The organism is Actinomyces oris (assembly GCF_001937445.1).
GTDB classification, from domain to species: domain Bacteria; phylum Actinomycetota; class Actinomycetes; order Actinomycetales; family Actinomycetaceae; genus Actinomyces; species Actinomyces acetigenes.
This window is the reverse complement of sequence record NZ_MSKS01000038.1, coordinates 1-19,606: the sequence shown is the minus strand read 5'-3', so window position 1 is coordinate 19,606 and position 19,606 is coordinate 1. Positions and strand designations below refer to the sequence as shown.

Genomic DNA, 19,606 nt, shown 5'->3' with positions numbered 1-19,606 from the left:
TCCTACGCCTGTTGACGCAACGTGCAGCGAGCCTCGATCCAGGTCTCCGCTCACCCCTCGATACAGCCCGCACAGCGAGCCGCCGCTCAGCGCACCACTCAGCCCAGGCGCATATCACTCTTGATCCGAGTCGTTGAGACCTCGGGAGTCCGCGGGAGGTAGACGACCTCACACAGACCCTTGAGCTGGTCGTCGAACTCGCCGTTCCAGTCGTCCCCCATGACGAAGACATCAATACCGTATTTGGCGATATCCTCGGTCTTCTGCCCCCAGGTCATCTCGGGCACCACGAGATCGACATACCGGATGGCTTCGAGCATCACCTTGCGCTCCTCGTAGGAGAAGTAGGCCTGCTTGCCCTTTCCGGCATTGAACTCGTCACTGGACAGGGCCACCATCAGGAAGTCCCCCAGCGCTCGCGCACGCTTCAGCAACGCAATATGACCATAGTGGAGCAGGTCATATGTGCCATAGGTAATCACGCGCTTCATGGGGTCACTTCCTGTTTGGACGTTCGAGGTTCGTCCTCAACAACACTCCAGACAAACCACCGTGAGTATTCCCCACCCCGAGAACCACAATCGAAGATGTCATAGAATCGATGCGATACCGATATGCCGCCGAAACACCCGACATTCGCCGTCGAATATCACAGAGAGTTCCACCTCACCTTTCCCTCACTCTCACACTCTCGTCACAATTTTTCTTTCCAGTTTTTTTGAGAGGCGATGTTCATCCGCCCTTCCGGTCGCTTATCAGCTCAGGAAACGAGCGATCCATCCCCGGATCCACGTGAGGTTGTCCAGGATCGGCGCGGGATCCACCTCCAGTGGGGAGTAGCGCCCCTCAGCGACGTCGATGTCGCCGAGGAGCCGCTGCAGGTGGGATGCGAGCTCATCGTGGTCGGCGGCGACCGGCAGCCCCGAGCCCAGGGGCCAGTCACCGTACAGGCCCCTTTCGACATCTCGGTAGGAGGCCAGGTCGGGTGCATAGACCACTGCCGGTTTCCCGGTCAAAGCGAAGTCGAAGAAGATGCTCGAGTAGTCCGAGACCAGGATGTCGGCCGCCAGCATGAGTTCCTCGACACTCGGGTACCCACTGACATCGATCATCCCTGGGACACATCCGGCCCGGTTCATGTGGTGGCTGCGCATCAAGACCACCGCATCGAGGAGCTCAGCCAGACGCGGCCCGTCCAGCGCCCCCACAGGTCCCGGCCCGTGCGCGGCGGCGCAGCCGGCAGCACCCGTCGAGGGCCGCAGGCTCTCGCGCCAGGTCGGGGCGTAGAGAATGACGGGCTGTCCCGGAGCGATACCGAGCTCGTGGCGCACCCGTCGCCGTACTTCAGCTCCTCCGAGCAGCCTCACGTTGCGGGGGTACTCCCCCACCCGAACCGGCCCGCGGTATCCCAGTGCCTGTTGAAGGCGCCGACCAGCCTGCGGGCTCTGGGCCAGCAGCAGGTCCCACTGGGGAACCTGGCGGTCCATGAGTCGCCGGTATCTCAGGGTGACGGCTCTCGGCGCGTCGTGCAACAGCTTCTTGATCGGAGTGCCGTGCCAGGTCTGGAGCAGGTACTGGCCCTCACGCTTGGAGAACCAGGAGGGGAGGTGGTCGTTGGTGACGATGACACGTGAGGTGCGCAGCGCCTCCACCCACTGCGGGGATCCGACGACGACGGGGCGCGCGCCCGCCGGCACGCGAACCGTCCCGTCGACAACCGACCACCACAGGGGTGCTCCCACGCCGTGGGCCGCCAGGTCCTCGCAGATGGCGGCCGGGTTGTCTCCCGCGCTGCGTCCACCGAAGGACTCCAGGAACACTCCCGGTCTCAGGGGGCCCGCCTCGCGCTCGATGAGGAGCCGGTGGCCCCGTCGTGAGCGCACGCCAGGAGTCAGCGGAGGGATGACAGCAACGGCCACGGAGCCGTCCGTGCGGGTGAGGAGCCGCGCGCGGCGCGCCGGGCGCCCGGCATCCGCCCCGGTGACGTCGCTATCGGGTTCCGCCGCGCAGCTAGTGGGCGCCGCGGCGATGGGAACCTCGGTGGCCGGACCGTCGATCCCTTCTCCGACCAGGCAGGCTCCCTTGATCCGGTTGCCGGGCTCGTCCTGCGATACGGTGCTCCAGCTCAGCGGGTAGGTCGCCAGCTCGATGTCGGGATCAGCCAGATCGATGCTTGCCGACCAGCCGCCGCCAGGGGCCAGGACGGCCGGCACCGTCATCGCCCGAGCCTCGGCGGCCCTGCCGCCCAGGACGATATCCAGCCCATCCGGGGCCGGCGCCACCGTTCCGCTCAGCTCCAGCGTTGCGTCAGTGTCCAGACGCGCGCAGAGGAGCACGACGTCGATCTCCCCGCCGGGCCGCGCCTTGCTCCCCCGGATCCCGCTCGGCGCCGGGGCGACCTGGAGCAGCCCCCGCTGACCGCGCGCCTCCAGATGCTGCCCGGTCTCCGGCGGCGCCAGGTGCCTCCTGCTGGAGCCAGCCGGTTGCGGCATCCATGCCCGCACCTCTCGCCCGGCAACGCGGGTCACCACCCGGAACCAGGAGGGGCGGCCCGCTTCGACCTGCAGACGCACCACGATCCCCGAGGTGAGGTAGGAGCGGCACGGGTCGCCGGCCTCCAGGTCGGCTCGGGGGGCCTCACAGCGATCAGCCTGGGCGCGGCCTCGAACTCGTCCGGTCTCATCGACCACCTCGACGGTCGGGCGGTCGATCAGGCCTGGGTCGAGCCCCCAGACCCAGGCGCATCCGCGTACCTCCAGGGTCCTGGGGCCCAGCCAGCGCACCGCGTCGACACCGACGTGCAGTCTTAAGTCGGCGTCCCGGATCTCGGTGAGTCGGCGGGGCACCGGGGCCCCTTCCAGGAGAGCAGGCTCGGGGCGCACGGTGCCCGCCTCGATGGTCAGGGGAAGGTGGCCTAGGTCCTCGCAGCGTCTGCCGATCAGCTCCTCGAGCTCCACGGCGCCGGCCGGCTCGTCCTGGATGAGGAGCCACAGCACGAGTCGGTCGAGCAGCCCGACCGCCTCCCACACGAGGTCGTCGGCGTCGGCGAGCGCCCTTCTCGCAATGCGGCGCAGCCTGCTGGAGAAGTCGGGCCCCTCCCGGTGAGCGGCCTCGGCCAGACGAACCAGGTCCCGACTCAGGCGTCCGGCGACCAGGCTCCGACGCACCGCCTCCGGGGCGTCGGCGGCCAGCTGCGCCAAGGCGTCCACCTCCGCCAGGAGGCCGACGGGATCCGTGTCCGCACTGAGGCCACGGGCCGCAGAGCCTGCGCGCCAGGTGTAGGCCTCCTCATCCAGGACGTCCATCCGGGTCGCGGCCAGAAGCACCGCGAGGGCCCTGACGGGCAGTGACACGGCGGGGGCGCGGAGCACTCGAGGCCGTCTCGGCGGTGCCCACAGCCTTCGGCGCGCCATGACCGCGCCGGCCACCAGCTCCTCAACCGCCTCGGGCACCCGAGCCGGCGGCTGCGCGAGACGAGGCGCGCGGGGAGGTCCCGCCCCCGGCCCGGCCCCGGTTGCCGGTGTCAAGGACCGCGAGCGCGCGACGACGACGTCGGAGCCCGACCGCTCCAGGCACTCAATCATCGACTGGCAGGCACCGCCGACAAGTCCGTCCCCACCGTCAACAACGGTGACCAGGCCTCCCCTGGCTCGTTTCAGGGCGGTATCCAGCCAGCCATCCGGGCCAGCGCCCCGGATATCGTCCCGGTCGCAGGACACGACCCGGACGCGCCGGTCCCTGGCGGACAGGCCGGTGGCCACCTGCTCACCGGAGCTGAGCGCATCGGCCCCCGGACCGACGACGACCAGGACCTCCAGGTCCCTGAAGGTCTGGTTGAGTACGGAGCGGATGGCCCCTTCCAGGTGAGGACCGGCCCCCGCTGCTCGGACGATGACGCTGAGTCGGGGCCGGTGCACGCCGCGCACAGCCGCACCGATGAGACGTCTCAGACGCCTGCCGCCCATGTCCTTCTACCCGTCAGCTGGGGCTCTCGGGCGCGCCAGAACCCCGTGGCGTCGATGACGCTGCGCCCCTCGAGCAGGTGCGGATCAAGGTCGGCGAACTCCTGGTGGCCAACCAGCATCGCCACGACATCAGCCTGTTCGACGGCCTGCCGCCACCCGGTCAGCCGCACGTTGTCCCACCGCGCCAAAGACGCCGGGAGCTCCTTGGCGTGCGGCTCGGCCACCAGGACCTGGGCATGGGGCGCAGCGGCGGCCACCTGCTCAGTGATCGCAAGCGCCGGCGACTGGCGCAGGTCATCGACATCGGCCTTGAAGGTCAGGCCGAGTACCGCCACGATCGGCGAGGAGAAGGGCTCCATCGCCTCAAGGATGCGCCCGACGTAGTGGGCCGGCCGGGAGTCATTGACCTGGCGGGCCGTGCGGATGAGCCGGGTCTCCTCCGGAGCGCTGGACACCAGGAACCAGGGGTCCACGGCGATGCAGTGGCCGCCCACGCCGGGGCCCGGCTGCAGAATGCTCACCCGCGGATGGCGGTTGGCCAGGTCGACGAGCTCCCAGACATCCACCCCGACCCGCTCGCAGACAAGGGCCAGCTCGTTGGCGAAGGCGATGTTGAGGTCACGGAAGGAGTTCTCCGTCAGTTTGGTCATCTCGGCGGTGGTGGCGTCGGTCAGGACCAGCTCGCCGGCGCAGAATGTGGCGTACAGGTCTCTGGCCAGGCGTGACGCCTCGGGGGTCAGGCCGCCGATGACCCGGGAGTTGGTCACCATCTCCGTCATGATGCGCCCGGGCAGCACGCGTTCGGGGCAGTAGGACAGATGCACCTGGGGCCGTGCGCCACTGCCGTCCGTGGACAGGTCCGGGCGCATCGAGCCGATCGCCTCAGCCAGGGCGCGAGTGGTACCGGGCGGGCAGGTCGACTCCAGGACGATGAGCTCTCCCCCTGTGAGACGAGGGGCGATCTGCCTGGTAGCGGCCTCCACCAGGGACAGATCGGCCGCGTGGTCCGAGCCCATCGACGGGGTCGGCACCGCGATGATGTAGGTCCGTGCCGAGGGCGTCTCCATCTGGGCGCGCAGGCGGCCGGCCTCGACCTGTTCGGCCAGCACGGTGGCCAGCCCCTCCTCGAGGAAGGGAAGCTCTCCACGGTTGACGGCCTCGACACGTTCCCGGATCCGGTCCACCCCGACGACGTCGAGCCCGGCGCGGGCCAGGACCGCTGCCGTGGGCAGGCCGATGTACCCCAGCCCGATGACCGCGACGTCGGCTACTTCAGTCGTGTCAGTCATGAGTCTCCATGCATTCGTTCGCGTCCCCGGGGAGCTCCCCGGGGACGCTGCTCCGTGAGCCACGTGTCCGTACCTCTAGTTCACCGTGGCGGGGAGCAGCTCAACGGCGTCGGGGTGCTCGGTGAGGTAGGCGCTCACCCGGTCCTCGGCGAAGGCCTTGAACAAGGGGGTGTCCGCGTCGGCGTCGAGCGTGACAATGGACTGCCCGTCCGTGGAGGTTCCCGTACCGGCGGTCGGCACGGTCATGAACCTGATGTCGTTGCTGTGGAGGTGGCGCGTCTCCAGGGCCAGGGACTGCATCTGGTTGAGCGTGAAGGACTCGTCCACGGCGACTGTCCGCGAGGCGGTCTTGAGGAAGGAGTACAGAGCCGTGGGACTGCTCAGGGTGCCGTTGGTCAGGACCCTGCTCACGATGGAGCGCATCCAGGTCTGCTGGCGCTTGACGCGGTCGAAGTCCCCGTTGGGCAGGGAGGAGCGCTCGCGGGTGTAGGCCAGGGCCTGCTGCCCGTCGAGTACCTGGGCCCCTGCGCCGAGTTCCTTGCCGGCGAGTGTCTGAGGCGTCTTGAGGTTGATGCGCACCCCACCGATCTCGTCGGTCAGGGCGACGAAGGACTCGAAGTTCGCCACCGCGAAGTGGTCGATGTGGATGCCGGTGAGGTTCTCCACGGTGTGGATCGTCAGCGAGGGCCCCCCGTAGGAGTAGGCGGCGTTGATCTTCCCCTGGCCGTGACCGGGGATCTCCACCCATGAGTCACGAGGGATCGACATGACTGAGACCGTCTTCCGGTCTCCGCTGACCTGAACGATCATGATCGCGTCCGTGCGCTGGGCCCCCTCCTTCCACTGGGAGGGGTCGGAGGCGGAGGTGCGCGAGTCGGTCCCCAGGACCAGGATGTTGACAGCCGGTTCCTCGCCCGCGGCCACCTTCTGCTGCGGGGCCCGTGCGGGAATGCCCGCGAAGGGATCGGCGATGAACTCGATGCCGGAGGCGATGGAGTGTCGCACCCACAGGGCCAGGCCTCCTGTGGCCAGGGTCAGAACCAGGAAGATCGCCAGGACACTGAGAAGGGCGATCCTCCATCCTCGTCCGGGACGGCGCAGGACGCTGCCTGCACCGCACGCCGAGGTCGTGTCGGCCCCTGACGAGGCGGCTTCAGCATCGCCCTTTTCAATAGGACTGCTTTCGGGTTCTGGTAGGAGGGACTGAGTCATGAGCCAATGGCACCACATATTTCTCGAGCGTTTTGCCCGGAATCCCCTTGTTTTAGGAATTCCGGGCAAAACGCTCATGAAATGAGATGCAACTGAGACCGCCGCAATCTCATTGTCACCATTTCATGTCACACAAACAATATCTTTCTGGACGTTCAGAAGGAATATCGTCGGTGGTTTTATGAACGAGGAGGCACGAGCTGATACATCCACCCGTAGGGATCCTCGGCGCGGCCGGTCTGAATGGCGGTGAGCCGGTCGTGAATCTGCCGGGTAACCTCGCTGCCCTCGATGCGGGCGTCGAAGCCCTCGCCCTTGAGATGCCCCAGAGGCACGACGACGGCGGCGGTTCCACAGGCGAAGACCTCACTGACCCGGCCCGACTCGATGTCTGCGAGCAGTCCCTGAAGGCTGATGGTCTCCTCCAGGACATTCCGCCCGGAGTCGCGCAGCAGGCGGATGATGGCGCTGCGGGTGCAGCCCTCGAGGATCGTCCCGGTCAGGCGCGGTGTGCGCACGGTCCCGTCGGCGTCGACGACCATGAGGTTCATGCCGCCGAGCTCCTCGATGTTCTTCTGCGAGACGTCGTCGAGGAAGCAGACCTGGTCGCAGCCCTGCGCGTAGGCCTCCTGCTGGGGAAGCAGGGAGGAGGCGTAGTTGCCTCCGGTCTTGGCCGCCCCGGTCCCTCCGCGTCCGGCGCGGTGGTACTCGGTGGTCACCCAGATGGAGACGGGCTCCAGGCCGTGAGGGAAGTAGGAGCCGGCGGGAGAGGCGATGACGTAGTAGTCCACCACAGCGGCGGGGCGCACGCCCAGGAAGGCCTCGGAGGCGAAGGCGAAGGGGCGCAGGTAGAGGGACTCGCCCTCACCTGAGGGCACCCAGGCGGCGTCGGCGCGCACCAGATCCACCAGGGAGGCCACGAAGTCCTCCTCCGCCAGCTCGGGCAGAGCCATGCGCCGGGCGGAGGCGTTGAGGCGCGCCGCGTTGTAGCGGGGGCGGAAGGTCCACACCGATCCGTCCTCGTGCCGGTAGGCCTTGATGCCCTCGAAGACCTCCTGGCCGTAGTGGAGCACAGCGGCGGCCGGGGACAGGCTGAGGCTGCCGTAGGGAATGACGCCGTAGTCGCCCCACCCCTCGCCCTGCCTCCAGCGGGCGTGAGCCATGTGGTCGGTGAAGGCGTTACCGAAGTGGAGACTCCTCAGGACCGCTGCCCGTTCATCCTCGGCGAGGGGTGAGGGGTTGGCGGTCAGGGGGAATCGACCGGCGAGCGCATCGGCCTGCGGGACGGGGACCTCGGCGGCGCGGGCCAAGGAGGTGGATGCGAAGTCGGTTGAGGTGGCGTCTGTCTCGGGCATAGGTCCACCCTACCGCCGAGGCTACAACTCGGACACGACCTTCCCATATGCTGGCAGGCGGGCGGGCTCAGAGCTAGGTTCCGGCCATGACTTCTGTTCGTCGTCCCTCGGTCAGTACTCGCCGAATGGGTGCACGAGCCCGGTTCGCCCGGGCGGCGGTGGCCGGCACAGTCCTCCTGACCGGGGTGAGCGGATGCGCACAGGTGGACCTGGATCAGCTCGCCGGGTCGGTGTCGGGGCCCGACTCCCCTTCTACGGCTTCGCAGTCCTCGACGGCTCCGTCCCGGATGGTGATGCCCACCGCGCTGCCGACCGCCCAGGCCACGGCGGCAGCCGCACTCACGGTCAGCTTCCCGGACCTTCCCGGCTACACCGCCTCCACCGCGTCCCCGACCGCCACGAGCGCCCTGCACGGGAGCACCACCCCTACCGGGCCCGCGACGGCGTCAACCCCGGAGGCATCCTGGTCGCGCTCCTACGCCTCGACCTCCTCCGGATGCCAGGTGAGCGCCGAGGTGACCAGCGCAGCGGCGCTGCTCGTCACCGGCGGCGATGACCGCGCCCTGTCCGAGCACTGGTCCAACTCCTTGGCGGGGACCTACCCGGACTACCGGCAAACCGGTCGAGAGGAGCTCACGGCGACGAACCACTCCGCACCCTATGCCGGTATCGCCACCGCCTTCAGCGCCAGCCTCCGTGGTTCCCGGGTCGCGGGGAGGGCCTTCGTGCGGGTGTGGTCGGCCGACGGCGCAGCCGTGTCAGTGACCCAGGTCTGTCAGCAGGGGGTCTTCGACGAGGCGGCGTGGGACGCCGTCCTTCACGGCATCGCCGTGGACGGCCTGTCGGGTCAGTCCCGCTGGCCCACGAAGGCGGCACCCGGGTCTGAGACGCCGGCTGCCTCCACCACCGGATGACCCCGTCTCATCACGGCCCCTGAGACTGCTCCCCTCAAGAAGGCGGCCCCTGGGCCGGTTCGGCGGAGTCCTGAGGCCCCGATGGCTCGCTATCGGACGGGGCGCCGACCTGGGCGGAGGACTCGGGCTCCCCCTCCCCCGGCCGGTCCGCCCCTGCGGACTCGCCGTCCCCTCCCCTGCCAGGACCTCCTGGCGGACTCTCCTCCCCGGGCACAGCCACCTGGTCCTGCCCGGCTGAGGAGCGCCGGGCCGAGACCGCGGACTCGGCCGCAGCCACGGCGTGACGGAGGTTCGTGAGCGCCGTCGTCATCGCCTCGACGTCCTCGCCCTGCAGCGCCTGGTCGAGCGCCGACCTCGCGACCTCAAGGCCGGTGGACTCGGCCTGGCTCAGGTCGCTCGCCACAGCTCCGACCCTGGTGGCCAGCGTCGCGGCCTCCGCGGCGGCATCGCTCCGGACCCGGGAGAGCGACAGGGCCTCCGTAATGGCGGAGCGTTGATCCGCTGCCGCCACCGCGGTCGCTTGGAAGGCCCGTCCCCGCGATCGGGTGGCGTGCGAGTCCGCCTCAGCCAGGAAGGCGGACATCTCGGAGTCGGTCAGTGGGGCGTCGGTCAGGACGTCGCAGCCGCACAGGCCGGTGAGGCCGGCGAGCAGGAGGCAAACGGCTGTCCGACGTCGGGGACCGAGTAGCGACATACTCGGAATGTAACGGCCCGCTCGCGCACTGCGATCACGCTGCGGACACGAAGAGGGCCATAGGGTCTCAAAGCGATGACGTATCGGCCCCGGCCGTCACCGCCTCGGCGATGGCGTCACCGATCTGGCTGGTGGAGCGCTGGGCGCCGCCGCGCCGAGTGGCCATGTCCGCAGTGACTCCGGCCTCGACCTTCGCCGCGACCTCGGGCAGCCCGAGGTGGTCGAGCATGAGGGCCACCGCACTGATCGTGGCGGTCGGGTCCGCCTTGCCCTGACCGGCGATGTCCGGGGCCGAGCCGTGGACGGGCTCGAACATGGAGGGGAAGGCCCTCTCGGGATTGATGTTGCCCGAGGCCGACAGTCCGATGCCGCCGGTCACGGCGCCGGCCTCGTCGGTGAGGATGTCGCCGAAGAGGTTGTCGGTGACGATGACGTCGAAGCGGCCGGGGTCGGTCACCATGTAGATGGTGGCGGCGTCCACGTGGCAGTAGTCGACGGTGACCTCGGGGTACTCGGTGCCGACGGCCTCCACGGTGCGCCGCCACAGGTCGCCGGCGTGGACGAGCACATTGTGCTTGTGGACGAGGGTGAGGTGCTTGGCCGCCCTGGCCTGGGCCTTGGCGAAGGCGTAGCGGACCAGGCGCTCCACCCCGTAGGCCGTGTTGACGCTGACCTCGGTGGCGATCTCGTGCGCCGTGCCCTGGCGCACGACGCCGCCGTTACCGCAGTAGAGGCCCTCGGTGCCCTCGCGCACCACGATGAAGTCGATGTCGCCGGGATCGGCCAACGGCGTCGGCACGCCCGGGTAGTACACCGAGGGACGCAGGTTGACGTAGTGGTCCAGGGCGAAGCGCAGACGCAGGAGCAAGCCGCGCTCGAGCACACCGGAGGGGACGGAGGGATCGCCGACAGCTCCCAGCAGAATGGCGTCATGGGTCTTGATGGCCTCGAGATCCTCGTCGGTGAGGGTCTGGCCGGTGCGGTGCCAGCGCTCGGCCCCCAGGTCGAAGGTGGTGGGACGGACCGTGACCCCGGTTCCCTCCAGCGCTCGCTCGAGGACCTTGAGCCCTTCGGGGACGACCTCCTTACCGATGCCGTCACCCGGGATTACTGCCAGCTTGATGGTCTGCGTCATGGGGCCACCTTAGGGCAGGATCAGGATGCGAGACAAAGAGTCCGCATGACGGATGTGCGCACTCGCGTCTCGACCGTCGGTCGGTTAGTCTGTTTCCGACACACCAAGGAGGAGCCATGCCGCGCATCCACCGCCCCACCGCGCAACGTCGCGAGGAGATTCTCGACGCCGCCCACACCCTGTTCACCACCAAGGGCTTTCAACCCACGACCATGGAGGACATCCTGAGGATCGTGGGCATCGCCAAGGGGACGCTCTACTACCACTTCCCCAGCAAGGAGCAGATCCTCAAGGCCCTGGTCCTGCGCATCGTCCACCAGGTCGAGCAGCAGGCCCGCGAGATCGCCGCCTCATCGGCCCCGGCGGCCGACAAGCTCGCAGCGATCATGAGCGCGATGAGGCTGGTGGACACCGAGACCGACCTCGTCGACCAGTTCCACGCGCCGGGCAACGCGGAGTTCCACCTGCTGTCCATCACGGCGATGATCGAGCACCTCACCCCGGTCCTGGCCGAGGTCATCACCCAGGGGGTGGCCGAGGGGACCTTCACCACCGAGCGTCCCCATGACGTCATCGAGCTGCTGCTGAGCGCCTCGGGCATCCTCCTGGACCAGGACATCATGAAGCCCAGCCCTGCTGAGCTCGCCCGCCGCCAAGAGACCCTCATCTGGGCCAGTGAGACCCTCCTGGGTGCCGCGCCCGGCAGCCTCGGCTTCCTGACGAAGGCGGAGCCATGAAGCACGTCGGACTGCTGGTCCTGGGTTCCTTCATCAACTCGCTGGGAACGGGCCTAAGCACCTTCGGCCTGGCCGTCGTCATTCTGCGCACCTACGGGACGGCATCCTCAGTGGCAGCCGTCCAGATGAGCGCCTTCGCCCCCATTGTTCTTCTGGCACCCCTGGCCGGGGTCCTCGCAGACCGCTACGACCGCCGCCTGATGATGATGATCGGTGACGCCGGCTCGATTCTCGGGCTTGGCGTCATCCTGACGGCCCTGTCCTCGCCCCGGCCCTCCTTGGGCTGGATCTGCGCAGGAGCCGTCACCTCCTCCTGCCTGGCGGCCCTGACCGAGCCGGCGCTGCGGGCCAGCGTCACCGACCTGGTGACCGAGGAGGACTACGTGCGCTCCTCCGGTCTGCTCCAGCTCGCCTCCGCTGCCAAGTACCTGCTGGCGCCGGCCGCGGCGGGGTTCCTCATGCCTTTTGTCGGCCCCCGGGGTCTCGTGCTGCTGGACGCCAGCACCTGCCTGGTCACCGTGGCGTGCACCATGACAGTGCGCCAGGCTCTGGCAGCAGGTGCCTCGCAACGCGCAGCGTCCCAGCCCGGTGACGACCGCGACGTCATGGCGGGTTGGAGGACCATCACCGCCTCCTCCGGTCTGCGCGCTCTCGTGGTCCTCATGACGCTGGCGACCCTCGCCATCGGAGTCATCCAGGTTCTCATCAAGCCGATTCTCCTGCCCACCGTGAGCACCGCCGAGATGGGGGTGGTCGAGACGGTGGCCGCCACCGGCATGCTCGTGGGCGCGGCCCTGGTCACGGCCTGGAAGAGCGCCCAGCCCACGACGCTGCTCGCCGCAGGGCTGGCCGGGACCGGCGCCGCCATGGCGCTGGTCCCCCTGGGGCCGGGCGCCTGGTGGGTGGCCGCCTGCGGGTTCCTCACCTTCGCCTGCCTGCCCCTGTCCCAGGCGGGTGCGGAGGTCCTGGTGCGCACGCAGGTCGACAACACTCGGCAGGCACGCACCTGGGGCACGATCAGCCTGGTCACCCAGACGGGTTACCTGGTGGCCTACCTGTGCTCCGGAGTCCTGGTGGACCATGTGCTCCAACCCCTGCTGGAGCCCGGACAGCCGCTGTCCACTGGTCTGGGGGCTGTCGTCGGCATCGGCCCGGGACGCGGCGCCGCCCTGCTCGTGGGCCTCATGGGCGCGGTCATGGCCCTGGTGGCTCTCACCGTTCGCCTCCAGCGACGCCGGCTCGCCTCACCCCAGTAGTGGCGTCGCACGACGTGGGCGGTGCCCCGATGACGTCAGGCCATCGGGGCACCGCCCGTTGTCAACGGATCACAAGTCCTCAGCGGGCCACGGAGCCCTCGGTGTAGTCCTTGTCGACGTCGGCGCGCCAGGCGAACATGGAACGCACCTCGCGGCCGGTGGCCTCGATGGGGTGCGCCTCACCCTCGGCCCGGAGCTTCTTGAACTCCGGAGCGCCGGCGGCCTGGTCGTCCATGAAGCGCTTAGCGAAGGTGCCGTCCTGGATGTCGGACAGGACCTCCTTCATGTGCTCCTTGACCTCGGGGGTGATGACGCGCGGGCCGGAGACGTAGTCGCCGTACTCAGCGGTGTCGGAGCAGGACCAGCGCTGCTTGGAGATGCCGCCCTCGTTGATGAGGTCCACGATGAGCTTCATCTCGTGGCAGACCTCGAAGTAGGCCATCTCGGGTTGGTAGCCGGCCTCGACCAGGGTCTCGAAGCCGTACTGGATGAGCTTGGAGACGCCGCCGCACAGGACCGACTGCTCGCCGAAGAGGTCGGTCTCGGTCTCCTCGCGGAAGGTGGTCTTGATGGCGCCGGCGCGGGTACCGCCGATGGCCTTGGCGTAGGACAGGACGAGGTCCCAGGCGGTGCCGGAGGCGTCCTGCTCCACGCAGACGAGCACGGGCACGCCTCGGCCGGACTCGAACTCGCGGCGCACGGTGTGGCCGGGCCCCTTGGGGGCCACCATGACGACGTCAATGTCCGCGGACGGCTTGATGTAGCCGAAGTGGATGTTGAAGCCGTGGGAGAACAGGAGGGCGGAGCCGGCCTTGATGTTCGGCTCGATCTCCTCGCGGTAGAGGGTGGCCTGCACCTGGTCGGGGGCCAGGACGGTGACGACGTCGGCCCAGGCCACGGCCTCGGCGATCGGCTTGACGGGCAGGCCCGCCTCCTCGGCCTTAGCCACAGAGGCCGAGCCCTCGCGCAGGCCGACAACGACCTCCACGCCGGAGTCGCGCAGGTTCAGAGCGTGAGCGTGCCCCTGGGAACCGTAGCCGATGACGGCGACCTTCTTGGACTGGATGACGGACAGGTCGGCGTCGTCGTCGTAGAACTTCTCAGCTGCCATGATTGCTTCTCACTTCTCCTTGAGTTGATCGGTGATGGATCGTGGGCCGCGCGTGATCGCCACGGCACCGGACTGGACAATCTCTTTGACACCGTACGGCTGGAGAGCCGTCAGTAGAGCCTTGACCTTGGATTCTGAGCCGATGGTCTCAATGACCACCGACGTGGGGGCGACGTCCACGACGTGGGCGCGGAACAGGTCGACGACCTGGAGCACCGCCGTGCGATTGGTGTCATCGGCGTGCACCTTGATGAGGTAGAGCTCGCGCTCGACCGAGGTGTCGGGGTCGAGCTCGACGATCTTGAGGACGTTGACCAGCTTGTTGAGCTGCTTGGTGACCTGCTCCATGGCCAGTCCCTCGGCGTCGGCAATCACCGTGATGCGCGAGATGTCCTCGTGCTCGGTGGGCCCCACGGCCAGGGAGTGGATGTTGAAGCCCCGGCGCGTGAACAGCGCCGAGACCCGGGTCAGGACGCCGGGCTTGTTCTCCACCAGGACGGACAGCGTGTGCTTCTCGCTCACGGCGCTCACTCCTCTTCCCACACCGGGCTCATGCCGCGGGCGTGCTGGATCTCGTCGTTGGACACCCCGGCCGCGACCATGGGCCACACCTGGGCGTCCGCGGAGACGATGAAGTCGACGACGACGGGGCGGTCGTTGATGGCATTGGCCTGGGCGATGACGTCGTCCAGGTCCTCCAGGCGCTCACACCGCAGCCCAACGGCCCCGTAGGCCTCGGCCATCTTGACGAAGTCGGGAATCCGCTTCGTTCCGGCCCCGGTATGCAGGTCGGTGTTGGAGTAGCGCTGCCCGTAGAACAGCGTCTGCCACTGCCGCACCATCCCCAGCGAGGAGTTGTTGATGATGGCGACCTTGATGGGGATGTTGTTGAGGGTGCAGGTGGCCAGCTCCTGGTTGGTCATCTGGAAGCATCCGTCCCCGTCGATCAGCCACACTGGCCGGTCGGGGCAGGCCTCCTTGGCACCCATGGCGGCGGGCAGGCCGTAGCCCATGGTGCCGGCGCCGGCCGAGTTGAGCCAGGTGTGAGGGTGGCGGAAAGTGAGATAGTGGGCTGCCCACATCTGGTGCTGGCCCACGCCCGTGACCCAGATGGTGTCCTCGGAGGCGGCCCGGTCGAGGTGGGTGATGACCTCCTGAGGCTGGAGCAGCCCGTCGTCGGTATCGGTCCAGTCCGTGGGGTAAGTGGACTGGATGCGCTCGACCTCACTGCGCCACGGGGCGATGTTCGCCCGCCCCTCGGCGGCGACGTGCTCGCGGAACTCAGCGCTCAGTGCGGGAACGACGTCGGCCAGATCCCCGACGATCGGGACGTCGGCGGTGCGGATCTTGGAGATCTCGGCGGGGTCGACGTCGACGTGGATCACCGAGGCCTTGGTGGCGAAGGTGCCCGGTCTACCGGTGACCCGGTCGTCGAAGCGGGCTCCCAGGCAGACGACGAGGTCGGCCCGCTGCAGCGCCCCGACAGCGGCCACAGTGCCGTGCATGCCCGGCATCCCCAGGTTGAGCGGGTGCTCACTGGGCATAACGTCCAGGGCGGTCAGAGTGGTGACGAAGGGTGCTCCGATGAGCTCGATGAGCTTGGCGAGCTCCTCGGTGGGAACCTGCGCCCGGCTCAAGCCACCGCCGAGGTAGAGGACGGGTCGCTCGGCCGCGGAGATCACCTCGGCGGCCTGAGCCAGGCGCCGCTGGTTGGGCTTGCCCGGTAGGCGGTAGCCGGGAAGGTCTCGGGCCGGGGGCCACACGAACTCGGTGGCCCCCTCCTGGGCATCCTTGGAGATGTCGATGAGGACCGGGCCGGGGCGCCCGGTTGAGGCGATGTGGAAGGCCTCAGCCACGCGCGGGACGATGTCCTCGGCACGGGTGATGAGGAAGGAGTGCTTGACGAAGGGCATCGTGGCACCGACGATATCGGCCTCCTGGAAGGCGTCCGTCCCGATTCCACGGCTTCCGACCTGCCCGGTGATGGCCAGCATGGGCACCGAGTCCATGTGGGCGTCACCGATGGGGGTGATGAGGTTGGTGGCTCCGGGACCGGACGTGACGACACACACCCCGGGGCGACCGGTGACCATGGCATAGCCCTCGGCGGCATGACCAGCGCCCTGTTCGTGACGCACCAGGACGTGGCGGATCTTCGTCGAGGCGAGCAGGGGGTCATAGAAGGGCAGGATGGCACCGCCCGGCATCCCGAAGATGTCTGTGACGCCTAGCTCCTCCAGCGCGCGCACCAGAGCCTGGGCGCCTGTCATGACCTGTTGGCCCTGACGTGCGGGAGCGTCATCGCATGTCATCACTCGCTCTCCTTCTCCGTGCCTACTGCCCGGCGACCTGCCGGGTAATGAACGTTAGATCAGTCTCCGCACAGAGTCATAATGAGACGGCCACAATCTCACATCGTGGAATCACGAACCCGGTGGCATGACCGTTCTCCACGCGAGGGGCTTCTCCACTCCCTCGCGGATCACGGACCTTGGTACGCCATCAGTGCAGGTGGAGATGACACAATGCTCCTATTACTCCTGACAAAACGTCCGCTGCGTCACTTTCAGCGGCGACACGGAAGGCGGCACTAGCGACGTGGCTATGGTCCTGGACTATCTGTTGGACAACCCGGTTGTCATCGTCCTCCTCATGACTGGCTCCGGGCTGCTGCTCTGGCGCGCCAGGCGCAGGAGCATACGCGTCCCGGCGACGGCCCTCCTGATCGGCAGTACCGCCCTGCTGATCTGGAAGGTGGCGCATGCCAACGTCCTGCACCACTTGTCCGAGAACGTGGTTCTCGTCCTGTTCCTCCTGGTCGGCGCCGGGATGCTGCTGGGACACGTCAAGATCAAGGGTGTGAGCCTGGGCGCAGCGGCCGTCCTGTTCTGCGGCATCGCCTTGGCGGCCTGGGGAACGTCTGCCGCAACGCCGATCGAGGTTCCCCGAGAGCTGGGAACACTGGGGCTGGCGATCTTCACCTTCGCCATCGGCATCCAGTCCGGGCCGAACTTCTTCCACGTCATCCGAACCGCCGGCGGACCGTTGACCATTCTCCTGGGCGTTCTGGGTGTGGCGGCCCTGGCGGCCGTGGGCGTGGGGCGTCTCCTCGGGCTCAAGGCGGCGATGATCGCGGGGGCCTTCGCCGGTGCCGTGACGAACACGCCCGCCCTGGCCGCAGCCGGTAACGCCGCTGCCATGGCCGGCGACAAGGCAGGACCAGGTGACGCCACCGTGGCCTATGCCGTCACCTACCTCTACGGTGTCATCGGCATGCTGTTCTTCTGTCTGCTGGCGCTGCGCTACCGGCGCAGTGACAAGGACACTCCCTCCCCGCTCATCAACCGCACCATCCGAGTGGAGCGCGAGGACGGCCCGCTCCTGGGCAACATCGTTGAGACCATCTCGATCTCGGGGCAGCTGCGATTCTCTCGTCTGCGTCGGGGCGAGAAGGGCCCGATCACCCGACCGAAGAATGACGACCGGCTGTACAAAGACGATCTTATCACCGTCGTCGGCACCCAGGATGCCGTCAATCAGGCGATCAAGGCGGTGGGCCACGGCTCGTCGCACTCACTCATCGAGGACCGCAAGTACCTCGACTTCCGCCGTATCACGGTCTCGGACCCGAAGCTGGCCGGCCGCACCATCGGTGACCTGGATATCGACAGCCGTTTCGGGGCGACGATCTCGCGGGTGCGCCGCGGCGACGTGGACATGGTGGGCACTCCGGATCTGGTGCTGCAGCAGGGAGACCGGGTGCGCGTCGTCGGCCCGACCGGACGCATGAAGGAGATTTCGGCATACTTCGGCGACTCCTCGCGAGGGCTGTCCTCCATCAACCCGGTGGCACTGGGGCTGGGGATGGCACTGGGCATCTTCATCGGTGAGTGGAAGTTCCTCACGCCCACCGGCGCCACCTTCTCCATCGGGTCGGCAGCCGGAACACTCCTGGTCGGGCTCATTTTCGGGCGCATCGGCCGCATCGGGAAGTTCGTGACCGCCATGCCGTTCACCGCGACGGCGGTGCTCTCGGAGTTCGGGCTCCTGGTCTTCCTCGCTCAGGCGGGTACCAAGGCCGGTGGGGAGATCGCGCACGCGTTCACCGGAGGCGACTGGTGGAGGATCTTCGTCACCGGCTTCGTCGTCACCACCGTTGTGGGGCTGGGGATTTACGCCTCCATGCGCTGGATCGTCAAGATGGGTGGCACTCGCCTGTCCGGCCTCATCGGTGGCGCCCAGACCCAGCCTGCGATTCTAGCCTTCGCCAACGAGCGCACCGGCGCCGACCCCCGAGTGGCGCTGGGGTACGCGATGGTCTATCCCGTGGCCATGATCGCCAAGATCTTCATCGCGCAGGTCCTCGGCGGGCTGTGACCCGCTCACCGCAGGCTCACCGGTCTCGCATCATCGATGGTGGCCCGTCGCTGAATGTCAGCGGCGGGCCACCATTGTTCAGCTGGGAGCCTGCAGACCGAACGTCAGTCCTCCAGAGGCTGCTCCGCCGCCTCAACGTGTGTGCGAGGCAGCGTGATGTGCTCCGAGGTGGCCACGTCGTGGCGCCAGTTGTGGTCGGTGATGATGCGCGCCAAGGCGAGACCGACGCCGATAGCCGTAATGACGAAGAAGACCTCAGCCAGGTTCGTAGCCGCGTCACCGACGTCGACGCCCCCTTTGTCCACAGAGAGCGTGTTGAGCGCAGAGATAGCCCTGTAGAAGGGAACCCCGGGGATCATGATGACCACAGCGGGAACGGAAAGAGCTACCCGGGACAGGGACGCGCGGGAGACGAAGAGCTGGGCGAGCAGCCCAATCGTGACCGCAGCCAGTCCCACCGCGAGCTGCCATGGCACGTGGAAGACGTCAATGAGAAGCAGTCTGCCGGTATTGGCCAGGGCCCCGACCACCGCAGCCAGCATGCTGGCCTTCACACCCGCATTGAACAGCATGGCGAATCCGTAGGCGGCGATAAAGGAGCAGAAGCACCGCAGAACGTAGAGAAGAGGTCCATTAAGAGTGGCGTCGCTGGCCGCTGCAACATCCCAACGGAAGACGAAGGTCACAGTCCAGACGGCGACGCCCGCCGCAGCCATGACCATGAGGACGTAGGCGCTGCGCGAGAGGGACGAGGAGAAGTCTTGTCGGAACAGGTCGAGCATAGCGGTGACCATCGGGAAACCCGGGATGAGGAAGAGGATCGCAGAGATAATGCCGCCCTGGTGGTTTCCTGACACCACACCAGAAGCGTTCAGCGCGGTGACGACGCCCATGTAGGTGCCCGACGCCGCGACGCCGCACACGAGCCAGGTGAAGAAGTGCTGGTAGTGGCGCTCAAGCATCTGTCTGCGAATGAGCTGTCCCAGGAATGCCGCGACGAGCACCGTGAGGCACTCGACCCAACCGCCCTTGTTGAGGAAGCAGAATCCGGCACAGGCCACACCCGATGCTGCGGCGTTGGCGAAGACGTTATAGCGGCCGTGCATCTTCTCGACCTGTTCAAGCTTGGCCTCGAGATGCTCAACGGTCTCGTGTGCACGCAGATCGTGGACGATCCTGCGCAGTGCCTCCAAACGGTCGACATTGACGCCGACCCAACGCACCTCACAGGCCTCGGTGCGGAAACGGTTGCCGACGTAGGAAGAGGTGACGATCTCGGTCATCGTCACAGTCGCCTCGTGACGGTCAAGACCGACCGCCGAGGCGGCTCTGGCCATGGAGGACTTGATGCGGTAGGAGCCGGCACCGGCAGCGAGCATGAGCCGCCCCAGGTGCAGTACGACGCCGGACTGTTGCATGAGCCGATCGGCATCAAGACTCGGTTCATGGCTGCTGCCCGATGGAGTGGAAGGGAGGTCGCTATGAGTCACAGAGACAATGGTGCACCGTTTTGTGCCTCGATGTCAGTTCGGGCCTGGACACGGGCGGCCGTACCGTTTCT

General features: G+C 67.7%; 15 protein-coding genes. 4 read left to right on the top strand and 11 right to left on the bottom strand.

Annotated features, from left to right (window positions below; translation table 11 throughout):
- Positions 1-98: 98 nt before the first annotated feature.
- From tagD to BKH20_RS10425, 5 genes are all read right to left on the bottom strand, one after another.
- Positions 99-491, bottom strand: a complete 393-nt coding sequence (gene tagD / locus BKH20_RS10445) for a glycerol-3-phosphate cytidylyltransferase (protein ID WP_065363115.1) — start codon at positions 489-491, stop codon at positions 99-101.
- A 264-nt stretch (positions 492-755) separates the two neighbouring features.
- Complete coding sequence (locus tag BKH20_RS10440; RefSeq protein WP_075391011.1) at positions 756-3,965, bottom strand: CDP-glycerol glycerophosphotransferase family protein; 3,210 nt, start codon at positions 3,963-3,965, stop codon at positions 756-758.
- A complete protein-coding gene (gene wecC / locus BKH20_RS10435; protein WP_075391010.1) occupies positions 3,947-5,254 on the bottom strand; it encodes a UDP-N-acetyl-D-mannosamine dehydrogenase in 1,308 nt (435 codons plus the stop codon). The genes BKH20_RS10440 and wecC overlap by 19 nt, the downstream gene beginning before the upstream one ends.
- A 75-nt stretch (positions 5,255-5,329) precedes the next feature.
- Positions 5,330-6,466 (bottom strand): LCP family protein, encoded by a 1,137-nt coding sequence (locus BKH20_RS10430; RefSeq protein ID WP_075391009.1) that lies wholly within the window; start codon positions 6,464-6,466, stop codon positions 5,330-5,332.
- Between the two features lie 179 nt (positions 6,467-6,645).
- Positions 6,646-7,821 (bottom strand): branched-chain amino acid aminotransferase, encoded by a 1,176-nt coding sequence (locus tag BKH20_RS10425; RefSeq protein ID WP_075391008.1) that lies wholly within the window; start codon positions 7,819-7,821, stop codon positions 6,646-6,648.
- A gap of 125 nt (positions 7,822-7,946) precedes the next feature.
- Between BKH20_RS10425 and BKH20_RS10420 the strand changes: the two genes are divergently transcribed.
- On the top strand, positions 7,947-8,735 hold the full coding sequence (locus BKH20_RS10420; protein ID WP_256693141.1) for a gametogenetin: 789 nt from the start codon (positions 7,947-7,949) through the stop codon (positions 8,733-8,735).
- Between the two features lie 34 nt (positions 8,736-8,769).
- Here the strand turns inward: BKH20_RS10420 and BKH20_RS10415 are convergent, their stop codons facing one another.
- Both BKH20_RS10415 and BKH20_RS10410 read right to left on the bottom strand, forming a co-directional pair.
- Positions 8,770-9,429 (bottom strand): hypothetical protein, encoded by a 660-nt coding sequence (locus tag BKH20_RS10415; RefSeq protein WP_075391006.1) that lies wholly within the window; start codon positions 9,427-9,429, stop codon positions 8,770-8,772.
- 67 nt (positions 9,430-9,496) lie between these two features.
- A complete protein-coding gene (locus BKH20_RS10410; protein ID WP_075391005.1) occupies positions 9,497-10,564 on the bottom strand; it encodes a 3-isopropylmalate dehydrogenase in 1,068 nt (355 codons plus the stop codon).
- A 116-nt stretch (positions 10,565-10,680) separates the two neighbouring features.
- Between BKH20_RS10410 and BKH20_RS10405 the strand changes: the two genes are divergently transcribed.
- Both BKH20_RS10405 and BKH20_RS10400 read left to right on the top strand, forming a co-directional pair.
- Positions 10,681-11,301 (top strand): TetR/AcrR family transcriptional regulator, encoded by a 621-nt coding sequence (locus tag BKH20_RS10405; RefSeq protein WP_075391004.1) that lies wholly within the window; start codon positions 10,681-10,683, stop codon positions 11,299-11,301.
- On the top strand, positions 11,298-12,557 hold the full coding sequence (locus tag BKH20_RS10400; RefSeq protein ID WP_075391003.1) for an MFS transporter: 1,260 nt from the start codon (positions 11,298-11,300) through the stop codon (positions 12,555-12,557). The genes BKH20_RS10405 and BKH20_RS10400 overlap by 4 nt, the downstream gene beginning before the upstream one ends.
- Before the next feature lie 79 nt (positions 12,558-12,636).
- Here BKH20_RS10400 and ilvC read toward each other — a convergent pair whose 3' ends face one another.
- Genes ilvC through BKH20_RS10385 form a run of 3 tightly spaced genes read right to left on the bottom strand, consistent with a single transcriptional unit; the run spans position 12,637 to position 15,980 of the window.
- Positions 12,637-13,668, bottom strand: a complete 1,032-nt coding sequence (gene ilvC / locus BKH20_RS10395) for a ketol-acid reductoisomerase (protein ID WP_004565332.1) — start codon at positions 13,666-13,668, stop codon at positions 12,637-12,639.
- A gap of 9 nt (positions 13,669-13,677) precedes the next feature.
- Positions 13,678-14,190: an acetolactate synthase small subunit gene (ilvN, locus tag BKH20_RS10390; RefSeq protein WP_075391031.1), complete on the bottom strand. Its 513-nt coding sequence runs from the start codon at positions 14,188-14,190 to the stop codon at positions 13,678-13,680.
- A gap of 5 nt (positions 14,191-14,195) precedes the next feature.
- Entirely contained in the window at positions 14,196-15,980 is a 1,785-nt protein-coding gene (locus BKH20_RS10385) for an acetolactate synthase large subunit (protein WP_075391002.1), read from the bottom strand.
- Between the two features lie 292 nt (positions 15,981-16,272).
- Here BKH20_RS10385 and BKH20_RS10380 point away from each other — a divergent pair, with 292 nt between their 5' ends.
- On the top strand, positions 16,273-18,045 hold the full coding sequence (locus BKH20_RS10380) for an aspartate:alanine exchanger family transporter (protein ID WP_256693140.1): 1,773 nt from the start codon (positions 16,273-16,275) through the stop codon (positions 18,043-18,045).
- A 104-nt stretch (positions 18,046-18,149) separates the two neighbouring features.
- Here BKH20_RS10380 and BKH20_RS10375 read toward each other — a convergent pair whose 3' ends face one another.
- Positions 18,150-19,463, bottom strand: a complete 1,314-nt coding sequence (locus BKH20_RS10375; RefSeq protein ID WP_178388592.1) for a threonine/serine ThrE exporter family protein — start codon at positions 19,461-19,463, stop codon at positions 18,150-18,152.
- Positions 19,464-19,606: the final 143 nt, after the last annotated feature.